22 protein-coding genes are annotated in these 20,763 nt (G+C 63.4%); 13 read left to right on the plus strand and 9 right to left on the minus strand.

Annotated elements, in window-relative coordinates:
* Positions 1-139: 139 nt before the first annotated feature.
* The 4 genes from PAQ31011_RS04705 to PAQ31011_RS04720 all read right to left on the minus strand — a co-directional run bounded on the left by PAQ31011_RS04705 (position 140) and on the right by PAQ31011_RS04720 (position 4,431).
* Positions 140-775, minus strand: coding sequence for a phosphatidylserine decarboxylase (locus PAQ31011_RS04705; protein WP_150574676.1), 636 nt, complete (start codon positions 773-775; stop codon positions 140-142).
* 210 nt (positions 776-985) lie between these two features.
* Positions 986-2,002, minus strand: coding sequence for a ketol-acid reductoisomerase (gene ilvC / locus PAQ31011_RS04710; protein WP_039397631.1), 1,017 nt, complete (start codon positions 2,000-2,002; stop codon positions 986-988).
* Between the two features lie 77 nt (positions 2,003-2,079).
* A complete protein-coding gene (ilvN, locus tag PAQ31011_RS04715) occupies positions 2,080-2,571 on the minus strand; it encodes an acetolactate synthase small subunit (RefSeq protein WP_069343112.1) in 492 nt (163 codons plus the stop codon).
* A 90-nt stretch (positions 2,572-2,661) separates the two neighbouring features.
* On the minus strand, positions 2,662-4,431 hold the full coding sequence (locus PAQ31011_RS04720; protein ID WP_150574677.1) for an acetolactate synthase 3 catalytic subunit: 1,770 nt from the start codon (positions 4,429-4,431) through the stop codon (positions 2,662-2,664).
* Between the two features lie 458 nt (positions 4,432-4,889).
* Between PAQ31011_RS04720 and PAQ31011_RS04725 the strand changes: the two genes are divergently transcribed.
* From PAQ31011_RS04725 to PAQ31011_RS04775, 11 genes are all read left to right on the plus strand, one after another.
* Positions 4,890-5,462 carry an RNA polymerase sigma factor gene (locus PAQ31011_RS04725; RefSeq protein ID WP_046292342.1) on the plus strand — a complete coding sequence of 191 codons (573 nt, stop codon included), beginning with the start codon at positions 4,890-4,892 and terminating at the stop codon, positions 5,460-5,462.
* Positions 5,459-5,887 (plus strand): DUF3619 family protein, encoded by a 429-nt coding sequence (locus PAQ31011_RS04730; RefSeq protein ID WP_046292343.1) that lies wholly within the window; start codon positions 5,459-5,461, stop codon positions 5,885-5,887. The genes PAQ31011_RS04725 and PAQ31011_RS04730 overlap by 4 nt, the downstream gene beginning before the upstream one ends.
* Positions 5,888-5,909: 22 nt before the next feature.
* Positions 5,910-6,761 carry a DUF3106 domain-containing protein gene (locus tag PAQ31011_RS04735; RefSeq protein ID WP_174989933.1) on the plus strand — a complete coding sequence of 284 codons (852 nt, stop codon included), beginning with the start codon at positions 5,910-5,912 and terminating at the stop codon, positions 6,759-6,761.
* Positions 6,762-6,996: 235 nt separating this feature from the next.
* Positions 6,997-7,590, plus strand: a complete 594-nt coding sequence (locus PAQ31011_RS04740) for an RDD family protein (RefSeq protein ID WP_150574679.1) — start codon at positions 6,997-6,999, stop codon at positions 7,588-7,590.
* 7 nt (positions 7,591-7,597) lie between these two features.
* Positions 7,598-8,551, plus strand: coding sequence for an esterase/lipase family protein (locus PAQ31011_RS04745; protein ID WP_150574680.1), 954 nt, complete (start codon positions 7,598-7,600; stop codon positions 8,549-8,551).
* A gap of 192 nt (positions 8,552-8,743) precedes the next feature.
* Positions 8,744-9,676 carry a UDP-2,3-diacylglucosamine diphosphatase gene (locus PAQ31011_RS04750; protein ID WP_246179393.1) on the plus strand — a complete coding sequence of 311 codons (933 nt, stop codon included), beginning with the start codon at positions 8,744-8,746 and terminating at the stop codon, positions 9,674-9,676.
* A 221-nt stretch (positions 9,677-9,897) separates the two neighbouring features.
* Complete coding sequence (locus tag PAQ31011_RS04755) at positions 9,898-10,932, plus strand: glycosyltransferase family 4 protein (protein ID WP_150574682.1); 1,035 nt, start codon at positions 9,898-9,900, stop codon at positions 10,930-10,932.
* 38 nt (positions 10,933-10,970) lie between these two features.
* Complete coding sequence (locus PAQ31011_RS04760; RefSeq protein WP_150574683.1) at positions 10,971-11,405, plus strand: diacylglycerol kinase; 435 nt, start codon at positions 10,971-10,973, stop codon at positions 11,403-11,405.
* Between the two features lie 141 nt (positions 11,406-11,546).
* Complete coding sequence (locus PAQ31011_RS04765) at positions 11,547-12,215, plus strand: TetR/AcrR family transcriptional regulator (protein WP_150574684.1); 669 nt, start codon at positions 11,547-11,549, stop codon at positions 12,213-12,215.
* A gap of 3 nt (positions 12,216-12,218) precedes the next feature.
* On the plus strand, positions 12,219-12,815 hold the full coding sequence (locus PAQ31011_RS04770) for an LOG family protein (RefSeq protein ID WP_150574685.1): 597 nt from the start codon (positions 12,219-12,221) through the stop codon (positions 12,813-12,815).
* Positions 12,816-13,143: 328 nt separating this feature from the next.
* Positions 13,144-13,677 (plus strand): DUF2062 domain-containing protein, encoded by a 534-nt coding sequence (locus tag PAQ31011_RS04775; protein WP_150574686.1) that lies wholly within the window; start codon positions 13,144-13,146, stop codon positions 13,675-13,677.
* On the opposite strand, the gene PAQ31011_RS04780 is transcribed toward PAQ31011_RS04775, so the two are convergent.
* Both PAQ31011_RS04780 and PAQ31011_RS04785 read right to left on the minus strand, forming a co-directional pair.
* A complete protein-coding gene (locus PAQ31011_RS04780; protein ID WP_150574687.1) occupies positions 13,652-14,272 on the minus strand; it encodes a DUF924 family protein in 621 nt (206 codons plus the stop codon). The genes PAQ31011_RS04775 and PAQ31011_RS04780 overlap by 26 nt on opposite strands.
* A 47-nt stretch (positions 14,273-14,319) precedes the next feature.
* Positions 14,320-15,051, minus strand: a complete 732-nt coding sequence (locus PAQ31011_RS04785) for an alanyl-tRNA editing protein (protein ID WP_150574688.1) — start codon at positions 15,049-15,051, stop codon at positions 14,320-14,322.
* Positions 15,052-15,424: 373 nt separating this feature from the next.
* On the opposite strand from PAQ31011_RS04785, the gene PAQ31011_RS04790 reads away from it, so the two are divergent.
* Entirely contained in the window at positions 15,425-15,838 is a 414-nt protein-coding gene (locus PAQ31011_RS04790; RefSeq protein ID WP_150574689.1) for a hypothetical protein, read from the plus strand.
* A 200-nt stretch (positions 15,839-16,038) separates the two neighbouring features.
* The gene (locus tag PAQ31011_RS04795) at positions 16,039-16,722 is read left to right on the plus strand and encodes a hypothetical protein (RefSeq protein WP_150574690.1); all 684 of its coding nucleotides are present in this window, start codon (positions 16,039-16,041) and stop codon (positions 16,720-16,722) included.
* A gap of 36 nt (positions 16,723-16,758) precedes the next feature.
* On the opposite strand, the gene PAQ31011_RS04800 is transcribed toward PAQ31011_RS04795, so the two are convergent.
* The 3 genes from PAQ31011_RS04800 to PAQ31011_RS04810 form a co-directional block, all read right to left on the minus strand.
* Positions 16,759-17,214, minus strand: coding sequence for a group II truncated hemoglobin (locus PAQ31011_RS04800; protein WP_150574691.1), 456 nt, complete (start codon positions 17,212-17,214; stop codon positions 16,759-16,761).
* Positions 17,215-17,314: 100 nt separating this feature from the next.
* The gene (locus PAQ31011_RS04805) at positions 17,315-19,873 is read right to left on the minus strand and encodes an ABC transporter permease (protein ID WP_246179339.1); all 2,559 of its coding nucleotides are present in this window, start codon (positions 19,871-19,873) and stop codon (positions 17,315-17,317) included.
* Positions 19,860-20,456, minus strand: a complete 597-nt coding sequence (locus PAQ31011_RS04810; protein WP_039402874.1) for a DUF4126 domain-containing protein — start codon at positions 20,454-20,456, stop codon at positions 19,860-19,862. Before PAQ31011_RS04810 ends, PAQ31011_RS04805 begins: the two co-directional genes overlap by 14 nt.
* Positions 20,457-20,763 lie beyond the last annotated feature (307 nt).

Here is a 20,763-nt window from a genome sequence, read left to right on the forward strand (position 1 = left end):
ATTTGAACGCGAAAAGCGAAAGCAGTTGCAGGCCATATCGTCAGGCCCCGGCACCCCGTGGCAAAGCCTGACGACGCGGCGGCGTGCGAGACCTGAAGGTCACGCGGCCGCCAACGGCCTCGATGCAGTAACGAGTGGCTTACAGCTCGGCGAGAATCGTCGAGGTGGCGGACACCTTATCGCCAATCGCCACGCGCGGGCGCGAGCCCAGCGGCAGGTAGACGTCGACGCGCGAACCGAAGCGAATGAAGCCGTAACGCTGACCGCGCGAGAGACGGTCGCCCGCCTTCACGTAGCACAGGATACGACGGGCGATCAGGCCTGCGACCTGCACGCTCGTCACGATCTGGCCGCCCACGTCGATCACCAGCGCATTGCGCTCGTTCTCAAGCGACGCCTTGTCGAGATCGGCGTTGAAAAAACGTCCCGGGAAATATTCCACCTTGGTCACCGTGCCGTCAACCGGGGCACGATTCGAGTGAACATTGAAGACGTTCATGAAGACGCTGATTTTCAGCGCTTCACGGCCTGCGTACGGGTCCTGCGTGGTTTCGATGGCCACGATGCGACCGTCTGCCGGGGAGAGCACGGCATTGGCCTGCTGCGGCACTTCGCGCGGCGGGTCGCGGAAGAACTGCAGAACGAACAGGGCGATCACCCAGAACGGCGCGGCCCAAAACACGCCAGCCATAAAATGCACGACGAGCGCGACGGCGACGGCGATGCCCAGGAAGGGCCAGCCCTCGCGGGCGATGATCGGGTGAGGATAATTCATGCGATTGAACTCGCGTCCTTGGTAAAACGGTTGAGTGAGCGGGTCGGTCTGCTTTGGACCAAACCGTGGCGTGGCGGCATTGTAGCAATGCGCGCGGCGCGGCGACACTTTTTCCCCAACCGACACGCGGATGTCATAAAAAAAACCGCCCGTTTTACCGCAGCGAAAGCTACGGCAAAACAGGCGGTCAGCGACGTCAGTTCAGAGAACTTAGTTCTTCGACTGGTCGACCAGCTTGTTCTTGGCGATCCACGGCATCATTGCGCGCAGCTTGCCGCCCACTTGTTCGATCTGGTGCTCGGCCGTGATACGGCGACGCGAGATCAGGGTCGGCGCGCCAGCCTTGTTTTCCAGGATGAACGACTTGGCGTACTCGCCGGTCTGGATGTCGGTCAGGCACTGCTTCATGGCCTTCTTCGTCTCTTCCGTCACGACGCGCGGGCCGGTGACGTACTCGCCGTATTCGGCGTTGTTCGAGATCGAGTAGTTCATGTTGGCGATGCCGCCTTCATAGATCAGGTCGACGATCAGCTTCAGTTCGTGCAGGCACTCGAAGTAGGCCATTTCCGGCGCATAACCGGCTTCCACCAGCGTTTCGAAACCCGCCTTGATCAGCTCGACGGTACCGCCGCACAGCACGGCTTGCTCGCCGAACAGGTCGGTTTCCGTTTCTTCGCGGAAGTTCGTTTCGATGATGCCGGCACGGCCACCGCCGTTAGCGGCAGCGTACGACAGTGCGATGTCGCGAGCAGCGCCCGACTTGTCTTGTGCCACGGCGATCAGGTGCGGCACGCCGCCACCTTGCGAGTACGTCGAGCGCACCGTGTGGCCCGGGGCCTTCGGGGCGATCATGATGACGTCGAGGTCAGCGCGCGGGATCACGCAGCCGTAGTGCACGTTGAAGCCGTGCGCGAAGGCCAGTGCTGCGCCTTCCTTGATGTTGGCGTGCACTTCGTTCTTGTACACGTCGGCGATTTGCTCATCCGGCAGCAGCATCATGACGATGTCGGCCGACTTCACGGCTTCCGCCACTTCCTTGGTGTTCAGACCGGCGTTGACTGCCTTGTTCCACGAAGCGCCGTCTTTGCGCAGACCGACCGTCACGTTCACGCCGCTGTCCTTCAGGTTCTGTGCGTGGGCGTGGCCTTGCGAGCCGTAACCGATGATCGTGACTTGCTTGCCCTTGATGAGGGAGAGGTCGGCGTCTTTGTCGTAGAAAACTTTCATTTGGAGTGTCCCGTATTACCAAAAATAAACTGAAATCAGAATGGATCGAAATCCGCTTACCGCGTTGCCGTTGCCGGTCAGACCTTCAGGATGCGCTCACCGCGCCCGATGCCCGAGCCACCGGTACGAACCGTCTCGAGAATCGCCGTCTGGTCGAGCCCTTCGATAAATGCGTCAAGCTTCGACGAATTTCCGGTGAGCTCAATCGTATAGGTCTTTTCCGTAACGTCAATGATGCGGCCGCGGAAAATATCCGACATCCGCTTCATCTCTTCCCGCTCCTTGCCTACCGCGCGAACCTTGATCAGCATGAGTTCGCGCTCGATATGCGCACCCTCGGTCAGATCCACCACCTTCACCACTTCGATGAGCCGGTTCAAGTGCTTCGTGATCTGCTCGATGATGTCATCGGAGCCGGTCGTGACCACCGTCATGCGTGAGAGCGACCGATCTTCGGTCGGCGCAACGGTGAGGGTCTCGATATTGTAGCCACGCGCCGAAAACAGTCCGACCACGCGCGACAGCGCGCCCGGCTCGTTTTCGAGCAAAACAGAAATAATATGCCTCATGGTGTATCCCGGATTGTCCTGGTTGGGGACGTCGCGCTTGCGCCCCGGCCATGCCGGAAGCGACTGGCAGCGCGTACGTGCCGCTTCGTCTTACAGATCTTCCGAACCGAGCAGCATCTCGCTGATGCCCTTGCCCGCCTGAACCATCGGCCAGACGTTTTCGGTGGGATCCGTTTGGAAATCCATGAATACCGTGCGGTCCTTCAGGGCCAGCGCCTCGCGCAGTGCCGGCTCGACGTCCGACGACTTCTCGATGCGCATCCCCACATGACCGTACGCCTCGGCGAGCTTCACGAAGTCCGGCAGCGCATCCATGTACGAACTGGAGTAACGCTTGCTGTATTCGATCTGCTGCCACTGACGAACCATGCCCAGATAGCGGTTATTGAGCGACAATATCTTGACCGGCGTGCGGTACTGCAGGCACGTCGAGAGTTCCTGAATGCACATCTGGATCGAGCCTTCGCCGGTGATACAGGCGACTTCGGCATCCGGATGCGCCATCTTCACGCCCATCGCCGCCGGCAGGCCGAAGCCCATCGTCCCCAGACCGCCCGAGTTGATCCAGCGGCGCGGCTTGTTGAAGCGATAGTACTGAGCGGCCCACATCTGGTGCTGACCGACGTCCGAGCACACGAAGGCTTCGCCGTCGGTGAGCTTCCAGTAGGTCTCGACCACGTGTTGCGGCTTGATGATCTCGCTCTTGCGATCGAAGGCGAGGCAATCGCGCGAACGCCATTCCTCGATCTGCTTCCACCAGTCGGCAAGCGCCCCGGTATCCGGGCCGTGCTCGGCGGTTTGCAGATTTTCGATCATCTCGCGCAGCACTTCCTTCACGTCGCCGACGATCGGAATGTCGACCTTCACACGCTTGGAAATCGACGACGGGTCGATATCGATGTGAATGATCTTGCGGGCGGTCGAGGAGAAGTGTTCCGGGTTACCGATCACACGATCGTCGAAGCGCGCGCCGATGGCGATGAGCACGTCACAGTGCTGCATGGCCATGTTGGCTTCGTACGTGCCGTGCATGCCCAGCATGCCGAGGAACTTGGGATCGCTCGCGCGATACCCGCCCAGGCCCATGAGCGTGTTGGTCACCGGATAGCCGAGCAGGTCGCAGAACTGGTTCAGTTCCTTCGACGCGTCGGCCAGAATGATGCCGCCGCCGGTGTAGATGTAGGGACGCTTGGCCGAGAGCAGCAGGCTCATCGCCTTGCGGATCTGGCCCGAGTGGCCCTTCGTCACCGGGTTGTACGAGCGCAGCGACACCGACTTCGGATAGTCGAAGCGGCAGCGTGCCTTGGAAACGTCCTTCGGAATGTCGACCAGCACCGGACCCGGACGGCCCGTCTTGGCGATATAGAAGGCTTTCTTGATGGTGGCGGCGAGGTCGCGCACATCCTTCACGAGGAAGTTGTGCTTGACGCAGGGACGGGTAATACCGACCGTGTCGCACTCCTGGAAGGCGTCCTGACCGATAGCGGCCGTGGGCACCTGCCCGGTAATGATGACGAGCGGGATCGAATCCATGTACGCCGTGGCAATTCCGGTGACCGCATTGGTCACGCCCGGGCCAGACGTCACGAGGCACACGCCGACTTTGTCGGTGGAACGCGAATAAGCGTCGGCCGCGTGTACGGCTGCCTGCTCATGGCGCACCAGAATGTGCTGGATCTTGTCCTGCTTGTAGAGTTCGTCGTAGATGTAGAGAACCGAACCGCCGGGATAACCCCACAGATGTTCGACTCCCTCTTCTTGAAGCGAGCGCACGAGGATCTCGGCGCCAATCATGTCTTCAGAAGTATTTTGGTGGCGTGTAGCTTCCGCCTCGGAGAATTCCGCGCTTGGCATGTTCATCGTCGACCTTTCAAAGTTTCGGCAAAAATTTTGATTGGGTGCTCTCCCCGCGAACTTGTGGTCCGGGCTCAAGCTGCGCGTCTAAATGATGGACCCACCTGATGGGTGTGCCGATATTGAGACAATCACAGATATTGCGAACTGGCAACGTTACCGGTTTGCAGCAAAATGGTCAAGCGAGATTATGCATTTGCAGCATGATTGCGAAGTCCGGTTCGCAAATTTCCCACACCGTACGGCGCACATCCCCACGCTGGTGCACAATCCTCACATCATAGGAAGCTGGCATCGATCCAGCCGACCTAAGTCGACATGACGTGACGCAACCGGAAGCAAAAGCGGTTACAGGCAGGCGCGTTTTTGGTAGCATCCGCACCGACTACGCGATCTTTACGTAATCTTTACGCTTACACGGCATTTCACAGGCGCAGCGGCCGACGCTGCGTGTACCCCACCGGATGGCATCTGACAAGGAACTGGCGGATTTTCTCGCGGGCATCGAACGGCGCGCTTTCAAGCAGGCCGTCTATGCCGTACGCGACGACGAGGCCGCCCTCGATATCGTTCAGGATGCGATGATCCGTTTGGCCGAGAAGTACGGCGACAAGCCGCCGTCCGACCTGCCGCTGCTGTTCACGCGCATCCTCCAGAACACCATTCACGACTATTTCCGCCGCCAGAAGGTGCGCAACACCTGGGTCACGCTGTTCTCCAACCTCGCCGGCCCCGGCGACGACGAACGCGACGACTTCGACCCGCTGGAAACCTTACTGGGCGAGGATGGGTCAGTGCAAACCGAGAGCAGTGAAGACTCGGTTTCGCGTGCCGAAATCCTCACACTGATCGAAGCGGAAATACAGAAACTACCGACACGTCAACGAGAAGCCTTCCTCATGCGTTACTGGGAAGACATGGACGTTGCTGAGACCGCCGCCACGATGGGGTGCTCGGAAGGCAGCGTCAAGACGCACTGCTCGCGTGCCACTCACGCGTTGGCACAGGCGTTGAAGGCAAAAGGGATCAGGTTATGAGTCACGATCTGGAAACGAGGGAAATTCGCTTCGCACATCGCGTGCGACTGGCATTGGACGAAGCGTCCGAGGCACCGTCGCCGAACATCGCGGCCCGGCTGGCCGCCGCGCGCCAGGAGGCGCTCGCCCGCAAGAAGCCCGAACCGGTGGCCGTTGTGCAACCGGCGCTGGTGCTCGCGGGTGTGGGTGCCATGCAATCGCCGGAGATCGGCGGGCCACGTCGCGCGTTCGACAAACTGGGCCGTCTGGGTCTGCTCTGGCCGCTCGCCGCATTGGTGATCGGTCTGGCAGGCATTGCGTACTGGGAACACCAGCAGCATATTCAGGATCTGGCAGATATCGACGCTGCCGTATTGAGCGACGAACTGCCGCTGTCGGCCTATGCCGACCATGGTTTCAACGCTTACGTGAAGCGTGCCCAGTAGTCCCCCCATCCAAGACCAGCCAGTGACGCGACGCAACGTACTTTTTCTGGTCGCCGCGCTAGTCGTCGCCGCTCTTGCCGGCACGGCAGCGCTGCGCCGCTCGCAAGCCCCCGAACCGGTGTCCGACGTGCCGCCGGTGATCGACGGCACCACCGCCTCCGGTAACGGCACGGCGGCGGCCTCCGGCCCTGTAGGTACGCTCACGACCAGCCAGCCCGCCGCAGCCAGCGCGCCGCTGGCCGCCCTGCCCTCGCCGGGCGGCGCATGGGCGAAGCTCAATGCCGCGCAGCAGGAAGCCCTCGCACCGCTCTCCCAGGACTGGAACCGGATGAGCGACCGTCAGCGCGAGAAGTGGGTCGAGATCGCCAAGCGTTTCCAGACGTTGTCGCCCGAAGGCCGCAAGCGTCTGCATGACCGCATGGCCGACTGGGTGCGTCTGACGCCCGAGCAGCGCCAACTGGCCCGCGAAAGCTATCAGAACGCCAAGACGCTGCCGCCGGAACGCAAGGCGCAGGTCTGGCAGCAGTACCAGCAGCTCACCGAAGAACAGAAAAAGCGTCTGGCGGCGGACGACAAGAAGCAGTCCAACCGTCCCAACGTGGTCAGCGCACCGCCCACGGGGCGTTCCGGCGTGAAGAACCCGTACGCCGCGGTGCATCGCAAGGACGGTGCGGCCGCGAAGAACGGTGCCCTGCCCGCACCGGCACCGGTCGCGTCGAGCCCGTCGGCTGCCCTTCCGGCACCGGCATCGGGCTCGTCGTCATCCGCCGCCTCGACGCCGTCGGCCGCCAGCAATGGCGCAGCCAGCGCCGCCCCGGCCAACAGCGACAAGAACGCGGATACCTTCAATTCGGATCTGTATCACCACAACTGACGCGAACCGTCAGCCAAACAGTCAGCCAGCCTGACAGTCGACGGCCGCCTACGGGCGGCCGTTTGCATTTGGCGCGCCGTGGACGCCCCGGCTGGCTGGCCCATCCGTCCAATCTTCCGCATAATGGGCGACGCCTTCTCAGCAAACACATCACGAACAAATCACGAACGCATGCTGCCGGATGCAAGCCGGGCCGCCACGCGCCTTCGACAACAAGACCTCAGACCACGCCGCGATGACCGATTCCGCTACGACTCAGCCTGCCAAGCCGCCTCGTTCGCCTCATTCGTCCCGTGCCACCGACACGTCCCGCACGCCCAACACGCCTGATACCACCGGGCCGCAAAGCTATGCCGTGCCGACGCTGCGCCGCCGTCTGCTCTCGATGGTCTACGAGTCGCTGCTGCTCTTCGGCGTGCTCTTCCTTGCGGGCTATCTCTTCAGCGCGCTGACGCAACAACGCAGCGGCCTGATGTACCGTCACGCCATGCAAGCCTGGCTGTTCCTCGTACTCGGCGCGTACTTCGTCTGGTTCTGGACACATGGCGGCCAGACGCTCGCCATGAAGACCTGGAAGATTCGTCTGGTCGACGCGCACGGCCTGCCCGTTCGCCCGGTCCGCGCGGTCCTGCGCTATGTCCTCGCCTGGCTCTGGGTGCTGCCGGCCATGGCGCTCGACTGGGCGCTGGGGCTCACCGGCTGGAACAGCGTAGCGCTGCTCGCGGGCTGGCTCGTGATCTGGGCGCTCGCGATGCGCGTGATGCCCGATCATCAGTTCGTTCACGACCGGCTCGCCGGTACGCGGCTCGTCAGCGTTTTGGGCAAATGAGGGGACGATGAGCACGCCGCCGGCCGCCGCCCCGGAGCTGCGGCCCTCCCGTCCACATCTGATTTACGGCGCGATCCAGATCGTCCTGTCGATCGTCGTCGCCATCGCGACGTGGTCGGCTTGGCACAGCCCGTGGACGACCGTCCTCTGGACACTCCTCTGGCTCCCGGTCTCCCACGCGCTCGGCCTTGCGGCCGGTTTCGTCATGGCCGCGCACGGCGACCCGAGCGCCGAGCGTCGCACCAACGCCGGCACGAACATCGCTGTCTGGGCTTACGAGTGCGCAGCGTCGATCCTCCTGCTCGATCTGTACCAGCCGTGGTTCAGTGCCGCCCCACTGCCGGCACCCAGTGGCCCGGCACGCCCCGTGGCCATCCTCCTGCTGCACGGTTACGGCTGCAATCGCGCCTTCTGGCTGCGCTTCTCCCGTCATTTGGCGGACGCCGGCTATCACTGCGACGCAATCAATCTCGCCCCGATATTCGGCGATATCGACGACTACGCCGAGACCATCGCCAACGCTGCACAACGCCTTGCAGAGCGCACGCGGCTGCCCGTGGTCATCGTGGGTCACAGCATGGGCGGGATCGCCGCACGCGCCTGCCTGCGCCGTTATCCGACGCTGCCTGTCGCGCACACCATCACGTTGGGTTCGCCGCACTTCGGCACGCTGCATGCGCGTCATGGCATTGGCCACAACGTCCGTCAGATGAGCCTCGGCAGCGAGTGGCTGGTGGCGCTGGCGAGCAGCGAAAAGGATTCGGAACGCGCGCGGATCACATCGATTTACACGGCGCACGATAACGTCGTGTATCCGGTGCGCACGTCGGTGCTGCCCGGCGCGCACAACATTGCGCTCGACGGTCTGGGCCACGTCTCTCTGGGCACGCATCCGCGTTCGCGGGCACTGGTACTGGAGACGCTTGAGCGCGTGGCCCAAGGTTTGCGCCACGGCAACTGACGTGGGCACGCCGATGTCGCCCGGCATTTCGCGATGGGTGCATGCGTTGCACGATGTCGCATCGGCACGACGCTAAAAGACACTTTCGCGACACACGCATGACTGTCATCGTGCGTTCACGAAGGCATGGCGGAATGCTCGCATGTTCAACGCGACGTGCGAGCCGCTATGACGACGACACCCACTTTCGATCTGCCGATCCCAACGCCTTCGGCTCGCGCCGGTCACTTCGCAGACACCCCGCCGGGCCGCCCCGCCTCCCCGCCCGCCAGCCCTCCCGCCGCACCGCCCTCCACCATCGATCTGCCGCCGGACACTCCCGATCCGCTCGACCCGCCGCCTGAAGGCATCACCCGCTACCGCACCATCTGGCTCTCCGACATCCACCTCGGCACGCAAGGCTGCCAGGCGGAATATCTGCTCGACTTTCTGCGGCATCACGACTCGGATTATCTGTATCTCGTGGGCGACATCATCGACGGCTGGCATCTGCGCAAGGGTTGGCACTGGCCTCAGGCGCACAACGACGTCGTGCAGAAAATGCTCCGGCGCGCGCGCAAGGGCACGCAGGTGATCTACGTGCCGGGCAATCACGACGAAGCGGCGCGTCAGTTCTGCGGGCTGGCGTTCGGCGACATCGCAGTGCGCGACGAAGCGTTTCACACCACGCTCTCGGGCAAGCGTCTGTGGATCACGCACGGCGATCTGTTCGACGGCGTGATTCAGCACGCCAAGTGGCTCGCGTATCTGGGCGACTCGCTTTACACACTCACGCTGCTGCTCAATCGCTGGTTCAACCGGGTGCGCACGCGCTTCGGCTTCCCGTACTGGTCGCTCTCGCAGTATCTGAAGCATCAGGTGAAGAACGCCGTGAACTTCATCTCCGCGTTCGAGAACGTGATGGCCGACGAAGCACGTCGACGGGGTTGCGACGGCGTTGTCTGCGGGCACATCCACAAGCCCGAAATCCGCGAGATCGACGGCCTGCTGTATTGCAACGACGGCGACTGGGTCGAAAGCCTGTCGGCGCTCGTCGAGACGACCGAGGGCGAGCTGAAGATCATCTACTGGACGCAGAAACGCAACACGCGCGAGGGCGTGAAAGCTACGCCGGTCAGCGCCTGACGCAGTGTGACGTCGCGAAACGCCACTGCGTGCGCGTGCACGAGGACACCGAGGCCATCCATGCTTCGACACCTCGACATCCTCGCCTTTGCGTGCAGCGAATCACGACACTTCGAACTCAACCCGCGCACGGCCGGGCGAACACTGCCCGACGTGCGCTTCACCTCACGCGCCACTGCGCGTGTCATTCCACCCGCGCCACGTGCGCGAAGGAGCGCCCGATGAAAATCATGATCGTCACCGACGCCTGGGATCCGCAGATCAACGGCGTGGTCCGCACGTTGAAAAACACGCGCGCTCAGTTGGAAGCGGCCGGCCATCGTGTCGAGCTGCTCACGCCGCAGGAATTCCGCACGATTCCGTGCCCGACCTATCCCGAGATCCGTCTTGCGTTCTTCGCCGGCGGACGCGTCGGACGCCGCATCGAAGACTTCGCCCCGGACGCCCTGCACATCGCCACCGAAGGCCCGCTCGGCATGGCCGCACGCAAGTGGGCCGTGCGTAACGGCTTCCCGTTCACCACCGCCTATCACACGCGCTTCCCCGAATACGTGCAGGCGCGCTTCGGCTTCCCGCTCTCTGCCACCTACCGCTTCCTGCGTTGGTTCCATAAGCCGTCGCGTGCAGTCATGGCCCCCACGCCGGTCGTCAAACGCGATCTCGAAGCGAACGGCTTCGACAACGTGGTGTTGTGGACACGCGGCGTCGATCTCGACATCTTCCGTGTGCAGGAAGCACATGTGCTAAATTCAGCACATCCGATTTTCCTCTACGTGGGGCGCGTTGCCGTGGAGAAGAACATCGAAGCCTTCCTGAAGCTGGATTTGCCTGGCTCGAAATGGGTCGCGGGCGAAGGGCCGCAACTGGCCGAACTCCGCTCGCGCTACCCCGATGTGAACTATCTCGGCATGCTCTCGCAGCCTGAACTGGCGAAGGTCTACGCGTCGGCCGACGTCTTCGTCTTCCCGAGCCGCACCGATACGTTCGGTCTGGTGCTGCTCGAAGCGATGGCGTGCGGTCTGCCGGTGGCGGCCTACCCGGTGACCGGGCCGGTCGATGTGCTCAACGGCTGCCCCGAAGGCGACGGCGGTGCACTACGTGAGGATTTGCGCGAAGCGTGTCTGGACGCGCTCAAGGTCTCGCGAGCCAGCGCGCGTGCCTGGGCCGAGCGCTTCTCGTGGCAGGCAGCCTCCGAAGAATTCGCCTCGCATCTGCATCCGCGCAAGCCCGAGCCGTCGCTCGCGCCCGCGGTCTGATCCACCTCCAGAGCCCGTTGCGGCGAGGAACCTGACGCTTGTTCATCGATCACCCGCCGCCACGCGACAAACAACCGAATCCGTACAAGGGCAACCGGGGCATCATGCGCGCCTGGCGCGCCCTGAAATACTCGCTGTCCGGATTCAAGTTTGCCGTGTTCGAGGAGAGCGCTTTCCGCCAGGAACTCGCGCTCGCCGCCATTCTCCTGCCCGCTGCGATTTTCCTGCCGGTCACTGCCGTCGAGCGCGTACTGCTGATCGGCTCGATCCTGCTCGTGCTCATCATCGAGCTGGTCAATTCGAGCATCGAGGCCGCCATCGACCGTATTTCGCTCGAACGGCACGAACTGTCCAAGCGTGCGAAGGATTTCGGCAGTGCCGCCGTGCTGGTCGCGCTCGGCCTGTGTCTTCTCACCTGGGTTTCGCTCGCCGGCCCGGTCATTGTGGAGCTCGTACGTACGGCATTTTTCTGATATCGCTCGTCGCCCCGGGTTGCAGGCTTGGCAGCGTTCGGCTGCCGGGTATAATCGGTCGCCGTATACCCAATACTCAACTCATAAACGCAAGCGGAGAACCTCCTTCGCCGAGCTTGCCGCTAACCGGGGCCGACAGACATGGAAGCAAAGCCGCCACGCCGAACCCGCGAACGAATTCTCGAAGTGTCCCTGCGACTCTTCAACGAAATCGGCGAACCGAACGTCACCACCACCACGATTGCCGAGGAGATGAAGATCAGCCCGGGCAATCTGTACTATCACTTCCGCAACAAAGACGACATCATCAACAGCATCTTTGCGCAGTTCGAGCAGGAAATCGAACGTCGCCTGCGGCTGCCCGATGATCACAAACCCACGCTCGACGAAGTCTGGACGTATCTGCAATACATGTCCGAATTCCTGTGGCGTTTCCGTTTCCTCTATCGCGACCTCAACGATCTGCTCGCGCGTAACCGCACGCTGGAAACGCACTTCAAGCAGATCGTCGGCCACAAGAAGCGTTTCGCACGCGAAATGTGCGACCTGCTCGTGGCCGATGGCGAAATGGAAATCACGCCGGAGCAGATCGAGATCGTGACCACCAACATGGTGGTGTTGTCCACGTACTGGTTGTCTTATCAATTCGTGATGAATCCGCGCAAGTACAACGATCCCGAAGAAATCGGCGCGGGGTTGCATCAATCGAGCTATCACATCCTTTCGCAGATGGCCCCTTACCTCAAGGGCAAGTCGCGCGAGCTGTATGACAAGATGGCCCGGGAATCATCGTCCAAGGGAGTGCAGTAACGCATGTCGTCGGAAGTCAAATCCATATGCATCTACTGCGGGGCCGCGACCGGCGCTCGCCCCGAGTACGCAGAAGCAGCCCGTGATCTGGGGCGTCGCATGGCCGAAGCCGGCATCCGTCTCGTGTACGGCGGTGGCAAGGTCGGTCTGATGGGCATCATTGCAGACGCCGTGCTCGCGCATGGCGGCGAGGTCATCGGCATCATTCCGAAGGCGTTGATGGAGAAGGAAGTCGGCCATACCGGGCTGACGGAATTGCACGTCGTCGAGAACATGCACCAGCGAAAGCAGATGATGGCCGACCTCTCGGACGCCTTCATCGCCATGCCCGGCGGCATCGGTACCTGCGAAGAGCTGTTCGAAGTGTTCACCTGGCTGCAAATCGGCTACCACGCGAAACCGATTGGCTTGCTCAACGTCGAGAACTACTACGACCCGCTGCTGGTGTTCCTCAAGTCGATGGTGACGGAGCAGTTCCTCAAGGCACCGCAACTCGATCAGTTGCAGATCGCCGCGTCGCCGGAATCGTTGCTGGAGACGATGCGTCACTTCAAGCCGTCGCAGGTCGATCGCTGGGCGCATCAACGCACGCAGATCTAAGCGGTCGCGTCGTTACCTTTCGCTTCATCGCTGCGCGACACGGCTGTCGCGCAGCACCTTCCCCCGCCCTCACTTCCCTCCGGCCCCCCTTCCCTCCCGCCGCTGCATCCACCTCAAAGCGGAGATCACCCGAGCCTACGTCCTGCTATGGCGTGCTTTCGGCAGCCAGACGCGCTCATCCCGCTTCCATCTCGCGCCAAACGTCGCGACTGTCGCAATTGAACTCTCGACGTCTCCGACACTCAGACATCCGTTGCATGCGGACCTTTGCGTGCACACCCGCCCTTCTGCCCGCCTGGGTCAACACCATCCGACGAGCAAGCTACCCATGATGTTAAAGATGCTCCGCCCGATGCGGCTGCTGCGATCCCGCTGGCTGCGTCCGCATGCCGGGCTGCTGTTGCGCCGCAGTCTGTGGCAAGCCACGCCCCGTGGCGTGGCTATCGGACTGGCATGCGGCGTCTTTTTCGGGTTTCTGATTCCGGTGGCGCAAATGCCTGTGGCGATTCTCGTCGCCGCCTTTCTGCGGGGAAATCTCTTCCTCGCAACGATGGGCACGCTGATCACCAATCCGCTGACGGTGCCGTTCGTCTATTTGGGTGCACATCATGTCGGTCGCTGGATGCTCGACTGGTCTCCCAAGGCCGAGATCGAAGCGACCGTCGCCGCAGCCGCGCAGGCGGGCGAGAGTTTCTGGACACAATTGCTGAATTTCGACTTCGGCACCGCGACGTTGCATCTCGGTACCGGCCTGGCCGCCTTTGCCGTCGCGGGTGGCGCGTTGGCTTACTTCATCGGTTTCTTCTCGATGCGGTGGCATCAGCAACGTCAGCAGATCAGAACGACGAGCCCGGCTCCTTGAGGAAAGCGATTTCCTCCGGCGTCGAGTCGCGCCCCAATGCCGCATTGCGGTGCGGATAGCGCCCGAATCGCTCGATGATGACGGCGTGCCTGCGCGCGTAATCGAGGTTGTCGACGAGGCCCGACGTCTGCGCCAGTTGCTCGTAGAGCGCCAGCGACATGTGCTGGCTTTCCAGCGACTCGTCGTGTTCGAACGGCAGGTAGACGAACACGCGATGTTGCGCAGTCGGCAACCGCTGATCGTCACCCGCCTCCACCAGACGACGCGCCACCGCCAGCGCCTGCGCATCGCCCGCGAACGCTTCGCCACGATGCCGGAACAGGTTGCGCGAGAATTGATCGAGCACCACGATCAGCGCACAAGCGCCGAGCGGCGTCTGCGCCCAGTCGCTCAACTCCCCGGCAACCGCCTGCGCATGAATCTCACCAAACCGGGTGCGGATCTCCTCGTCGAAAGCGTCCGATTTACGGAACCACTCGGGACGCGCCATCCCGTAGACCTCGGCGTCAGGCGCACCGAACCAGAAGTCGAGTACCGCCTGCCAGGGTTGCAACGGTTGGGTTTGCGAAAGAATGTCTGTTGCCGGAGTCGCCATCGAGAATCCTGAGGTGAACGTTGGGAGATCGCCCGATAATGCCAGACTCAGGCGAATGCCAACACCACCCGGCGGGTGCGCGACGTCTTCTTCTCGATCTTCGACACGCGCAATGCACCGATCTCCGCCGTGTTGCCCACGTGCGTACCGCCGCAAGGCTGCAAGTCGATGCCCTCGATGCGCACGAGCCGCACGCGCCCCAACCCGACCGGCGGCTTCACGCTCATCGTCCGCACGAGTTCCGGGCGCTCTGCCATCTCTTCGTCGCTGATGCTATCGATCGCCACCGGACGTGCCGCCGCCACCAGCGCCGCCAATCCGGCCTCCACCGTTTCTCGCTCAATCGGTTCGTTCGTCACGAAGTCGAGCCGCGCGTATTCCGTGGTGATGCTGCATCCGTCGACCGGGTGCGGTAGCACGGCACACATCAGGTGCGACGCGGTATGAAACCGCATATGACGGAAGCGCCGCTCCCAGTCGATCTCCGCCTGAACGACGTCACCCACCGACAGTCCGGCCAGTACGTGGCCCTGCCCTTCGGCGGGTACGTGCACGGCATCGTCCGGCGTCGCGCCTTCGTGCTTCGACTTGCGGGTGTCGGCGATGGTCAGGCGCGTGCCGTCGGCGAGCACGAATGCACCGGCGTCACCGGCTTGCCCGCCACCGAGCGGATAAAAGACGGTCCGGTCGAGCATGATGCCCGTCTCGTCGATATGTGTGATGCGCGCCTCGCATTGGCGCAGATAGGCGTCTTGTCGGAACAGCGCTTCGGTTGTCATGCGGCCTCCTGTGGGAACGGGACATGTTCGCGCGACTCCCGCCCCGCTGGCAAGACACAATCCCGTGCGCCGACGCCGGTACGGTCGCGCTCGCGCCATCCATCCAGCAGTTCCTCGTGCTTGTCCCAACGCGGCCCACTTTGGTCCATGACCAGCGTTGCCTCATAGGCCGCGCCCCAACCGGACGCCGCGTTTGCGACTTATCGACATCGATTGTCCCAGGACAACAGCCCACCGTTTTGGCTCGCCGCATATTACGGACGATCGCAATGACGCGATCGCATTTGAAAGGAACGACGCCATGACGAGACCCCCTCTTGCCCGTCCGCGGGCCCCTTCTCCTGATGCGGCCGCTCATCATCGGGCGCACGCCTTGTCGTCCCCGGCCTCCGCCTCGGCCTCCGTCTCCCACATCAGCGGCGCGGTGGACGCGCAGGCGCTCGCGCATGCGTATGCCCTGTATGCCTCGAACGATCTGGAAGGGGCCGCACGCGCATTCGCCGCGATTTGCCGTGCACTCCCCGATCACACCGCCGCGTACAAGGCATTCGGCTACGTGCTTTGCCAGCTTGGCGATTACGAACAGGCGATTGCACCGCTGATGGTGGCGATCTCCCGTGAATACGGCAATCCGGAACCGCTGTACTTCGCCGCGATCTGCATGCAACGCACGGGCGACGCACAAACCGCGCGTGAGATGGCGACCGATGCACTCGACATGGCGCGTTGCGCCCACGACAACACCGATCTGCGCGCGCGTCTCACGCGCCTGCTGGACGCCCTCTGATCCCCCTCTCGCTTTCAACGTCTCTCAAGCCCCCCAAGTCAATGCCAAGTACACAAACGAACATATACGTCACACCCGCCAGCGCCTCGAACCCCTATGCCAGTGGCATGCCTTTGCCCGGCGGGGACGACGCCGCCGTGCGAAACGACGCGGCGAAAGCCTTCAGCCGCCTGTCCGAGATTTCGAGCTCATTAAGTGAAATGGCACCGTCGCCGCCCACGGTCGGCCGCTTTACGGCGTTGATGCATCACGTCGGCAACTTCGCGCTCAGCGTCAGTGCACTCGGTGCCGCCAGTCTGAACACGGTGAAGGAAACATACGAGAGCAGCACGCTTTCCAGCGCACACAAGATTACGTTGGGGACGGCAGCGCTCGCGTCGTTGTCGAGCGTGATGGATCTGGCGGTGGCCGTCGGCAAGTACTGCAATCCCGAATCGACCACGTCGCAGATCATGAACACGGCCTGGTTCGCGTCAGCCGGCAAGCTCCTCGGCTCGAAGCACATCGAGACCTACGGCGGGAAATATCAGACGGCCCTGCTCGGCACGTCGATGATCCTGTTCTTCAATCAGGCAGGCCAGATTGCCGGCCAGCACGACGCGCACGAACACGACGACGTCGTCACTCCGAACTCACTCGGCTTGCCCGCCCCCTCGGCCGCACCGCAAACCAGCGCACAGGAACTCGACGCCCTGCAAAGCTGCATCGGCCTTGTCGCCACGGCTTACCGCGCCTTCGGGGATATTGTGACGACAGGGGTCATCGACTGGATGAGCGCGAGAGAAGCGAAACGCAATATGGATGTGGTCGAGCGCCGCCTGAACTACGAAGAAGCGTTCGGGACCGAGGGCAAGTTCAGGCTTCGTGACGCCGACGCGGCTTGATGCGACTTAATGCGGCTTGATGCGACTTAATGCGACTTAACCCGCCTTATTCCGCATCCAGTCGGCCGTGCCGTAGAACGCCTGCATCAGGCGTTCCTGCAACGTGCCTTCCACGTGGATGTCTTGCATGGCGAGCGCCATGCAGCGCAGCCACTGGTCGCGCTCGCTCGACGCGATGGGGAACGGCAGATGGCGCGCGCGCAGCATCGGGTGGCCGAAGCGTTCGATGTAATGGTTCGGTCCGCCCAGCCAGCCGCACAGGAACCAGAAGAGCTTGTCGCGCGAGCCGTCGAGCGACGCCGGATGCATCGCGCGAATGCCCGCAAACTCAGGCTCAAGGTCCATCAGGTCGTAGAAACGGTCGACGAGTTCGCGCACGCGCGCCTCGCCACCCAGCAGCGAGAAGGCCGTCGGCTGTGCCGGCGTGTCTTGAGCGTCGTCATCTGCCGCAGCAGCCTGACGGGTGTTTTCGGAGGAATTTTCGGTCGTCATGGGCGATATTGTGCCCGAGGCCCAACACGTCTGCCATGAACCGCGTCTCGAAAAAGACGCGGTGTTGGCGCGGCATGATGCCGCGCCCGTCACCAAGGCATCACACGTCGCGCAATGTGCGCACCGCCGACTGACGCAACACCGCGCGCAATCCGCTCCAACCACCAATCAGCGCACACAGGACACCCGCGCCGATCCCGAGCACCGGCAGCCACGGATTGAACGTCAGCGCGAACTCGAAGACGTAGCGCGCCAACGCCCAACCAAGCGCACCCGCCCCCAGCGCGGCGAGCAGCCCGGCCAACGCGCCAACCGTCACCAGTTCTGCCAGATGGACGTCGCGCAACTGCCGCGACGATGCCCCCAGCGCCCGCAAAATGCCGCTCTCGCGCATGCGTTCGTCGCGCGTTCCGGCCAGCGCGGCGTAGAGCACCAGCACCCCGGCTGCGAGCGTGAAAAGGAAGAGCGCCTGCACGGCGTCGATCACCTGCGACAGAATCTGCTGAATCTGTGCGAGCAACGCGCCCGTATCGATCACGGTGACATTCGGGAACTGACGCACCAGCGCGTCCGCCACGCTCTGTTGTTGGGGCTCAAGATGGAACGACGTAATCCACGTCATCGGAAAATCGCGCAGCGCGGCGGGTGGCATCACCACGAAGAAGTTCACGCGCATCGATCCCCAGTCGAGCTTACGCAGACTCGTGATCGGCGCGTCGATGGTTTGTCCCGTCACTTCGAAACGCAGCGTGTCGCCAAGCTTCAGACCGAGCGTCTTCGCGATGCCCTCTTCCATCGATATCTGCGGCTTGTCGGTATCGCCATACCACTGGCCCGCCGTCACACGGTTTCCGTCGGGCAACGCCGACGTGTACGACAGATTGAATTCGCGCTCGGCAAGGCGACGCGCGCGCTCCTCAGTGTAGCTTTCGCCCGTCACCGGCTTGTCGTTGATGGCCGTCAGGCGCGCGCGGATCATCGGCGAGAGCTGCACGTCAGGCAGACCGGCCGAGCGAAGTTGGGTCAGCACAGGGGCATCCTGCCCCGGCTGAATGTCGATGACGAAACGGTTCGGTGCATCGGGCGGGCTCGAATGCTGCCACCCCGCGACCAGATCGTTGCGCGTCACCGCCAACAGCAGCAGCGCCATCAGTCCCAGCCCCAACGCCACCACCTGCAAGGCACTGCCGAGACCCCGACGACGTAACCCCGCCACGGCATACCGCCAGCCGATGCCGCCCATCGCGCCACCGGCGGCCCCGGTGCGACGCGCCCATGCAGCGAGTCCGCGAATCGCCAACCAGGCCAGCACGCCGAAAACGATCGCGCCGACGACGAACCCACCGGCCACCATCGCGCCCAGACGCAGATCGCGCGCCGCGAACAACAGCAGCGCACCGAACGCCAGCGCGCTTGCCCCGTACGCAAGCCATCCCTGACGGCGCGCCCCACCCACCACGTCGCGACGCAGCACATGCAGCGGGGCCACTTCCGAGAGCGGCAGCAGCGGTGGCAACGCGAAACCCAGCAGCATCACCAGCGCGCTTGCGAGACCGAACGCCGCCGGTCGCCACGTCGGCGCAGGCAGTCCCGCCGGAATCACGTTGCCGAGTTGCGCCAGTAGCACCCAGTGCGCTGCGTAACCGAGCGCGACGCCAAGCACGCCGCCGATCAGACCGAGACCGATGAATTCGAGCGTCACCATGCCGCGCAAGGCCCGGCGCGGCAAGCCCAGACAGCGCATGACGGCACACGCGTCGAGATGCCGCTCACTGTACCGGCGCGACGCGATGCCCACGGCCACCGCCGCGAGCACAGCGGCGAGCAGTGCCACGAGCGAGAGGAAACGTTCGGCGCGATCGAGCGTCTGCCGCACCTGCGGCTGCCCGTCTTCCAGCGATTCGAGATGGACACCGCGCGCCTGCTCCGCCGCCGGACGCGCCCATGCCGTGAACTTGCCGACCTGTGTATCCGTGCCAGCGACCAACAGACGATAGGTAATACGGCTGCCGAACTGCACGAGTCCGGTCGACGGCAATTCGTCGAAGCGCATCATCACACGTGGGGCGAGCGAGCCGAAGCCGTAGCCCCGATCCATCTCGCGGGTAATGACAGCGGCGATGCGCAGCGTGCGATTGCCGACACGAATCGACTCGCCGGGTTTGACGTGCAGCGCGTCGAGCAACGCGGCGTCGACCCAGACGGTGCCGGGCGCGGGAATGCCGTCGGCGGGCGCGTCCGGTGTGTTGGCCCCGGCATCGGGGGCGACGCGCACACGGCCGCGCAACGGATAACCGTCGCTCACCGCCTTGAGCGACGAGAGACGGCTCGCGGCCATCTGCCCGCCCTTTCCGCCCTCGTCTGTGGCGCTGGCCATGCTCGGGAAATTGGCGATCACGGCCGTCGACAGTCCATCGGCCTGTGCCTGACGGGTGAATTCGGGTGCCAGAGGCGCGTCGCTGCGAACGACGAGATCGGCGGCGAGCATCTGGCGCGCATCGCGCTCAAGCCCGCCCTGCATCCGATCGGAGAGAAAACCTACGCTGGAGAGTGCGCCGACTGCCAGCAACAATGCCACGAGAAGCAGATGCAACTCGCCTGCGCGCCAATCGCGCAGGAACATCCGCCAGGCCTGGCGGGCAACTTCAGTGAACCCCATCGTTCCTCAATCCTTTGACCCGCGCCAGTAACGAGCGCCAACCGCGCCAGACGCGCGGCAACCACCACCAAGCCAACACGACGAACAGCAACAACATCAGGAGAAAAACGGCGGGAAGGAAAAATGCCAGCGCCAGTCCGCCCACCGTGGAGACATCTTCGCCGGCTGAGGCCGCGACATTCGAGAAAGGTTCCGGCGACGTATTGATCAGCGCACGGCTGCCCGCCTTGGCGAGATGCGCCGTGCCTGCCAGCGCACCGCCCGCCAGTCCGGCCAGTACAGTCACGGCCGGATCGGTCTGACCCAGCGCCGCCGCCCCAAGCACGATCCCCGCCGGAATCCGGATGAAGGTGTGCACGGCGTCCCACGCGCTGTCGACGAAGGGGATCTTGTCCGCGAAGAACTCGATGGCGGCCAGCACGCCCGCCGTGGCAATGACCCACGTCGACGCGAGTACGGCAAGCGTGGGTGGCAGATGCAGCCACCCGAAACGCGCCGCCAGCCCCGCGCAGAACACCGTCAGGTACAACCGCAGGCCGCTGCCCCAGGACAGCCCTGCACCGAGCGCAATCGATTCAAGCATGGTGACCTCGCTGCCGCCGACATGACGGCGTCGCACGATCACGCGTCGCACACTGCCGACGCGGCAACAGCCCACCGACCACCCGCCGGACATCGGACGCCTACTCCTGAATGCCGTCCAACTCCCCGGCATCTGCCCGACATCCGCCCTACATGTGACCGATGAGTAACTCGACTGTTACCGCGCCATTATGCCGCGCGTTGCGGCAACGCACCACCGGCGACTCAAAAGACCCCAGCGGCGTGTCAGAGCGCAGTATTGGCGCGGCACTCCGGCGACACAACGGCGGCCCGCCATCGACACGGCG

Source organism: Pandoraea aquatica (assembly GCF_902459565.1).
Lineage (GTDB): Bacteria > Pseudomonadota > Gammaproteobacteria > Burkholderiales > Burkholderiaceae > Pandoraea > Pandoraea aquatica.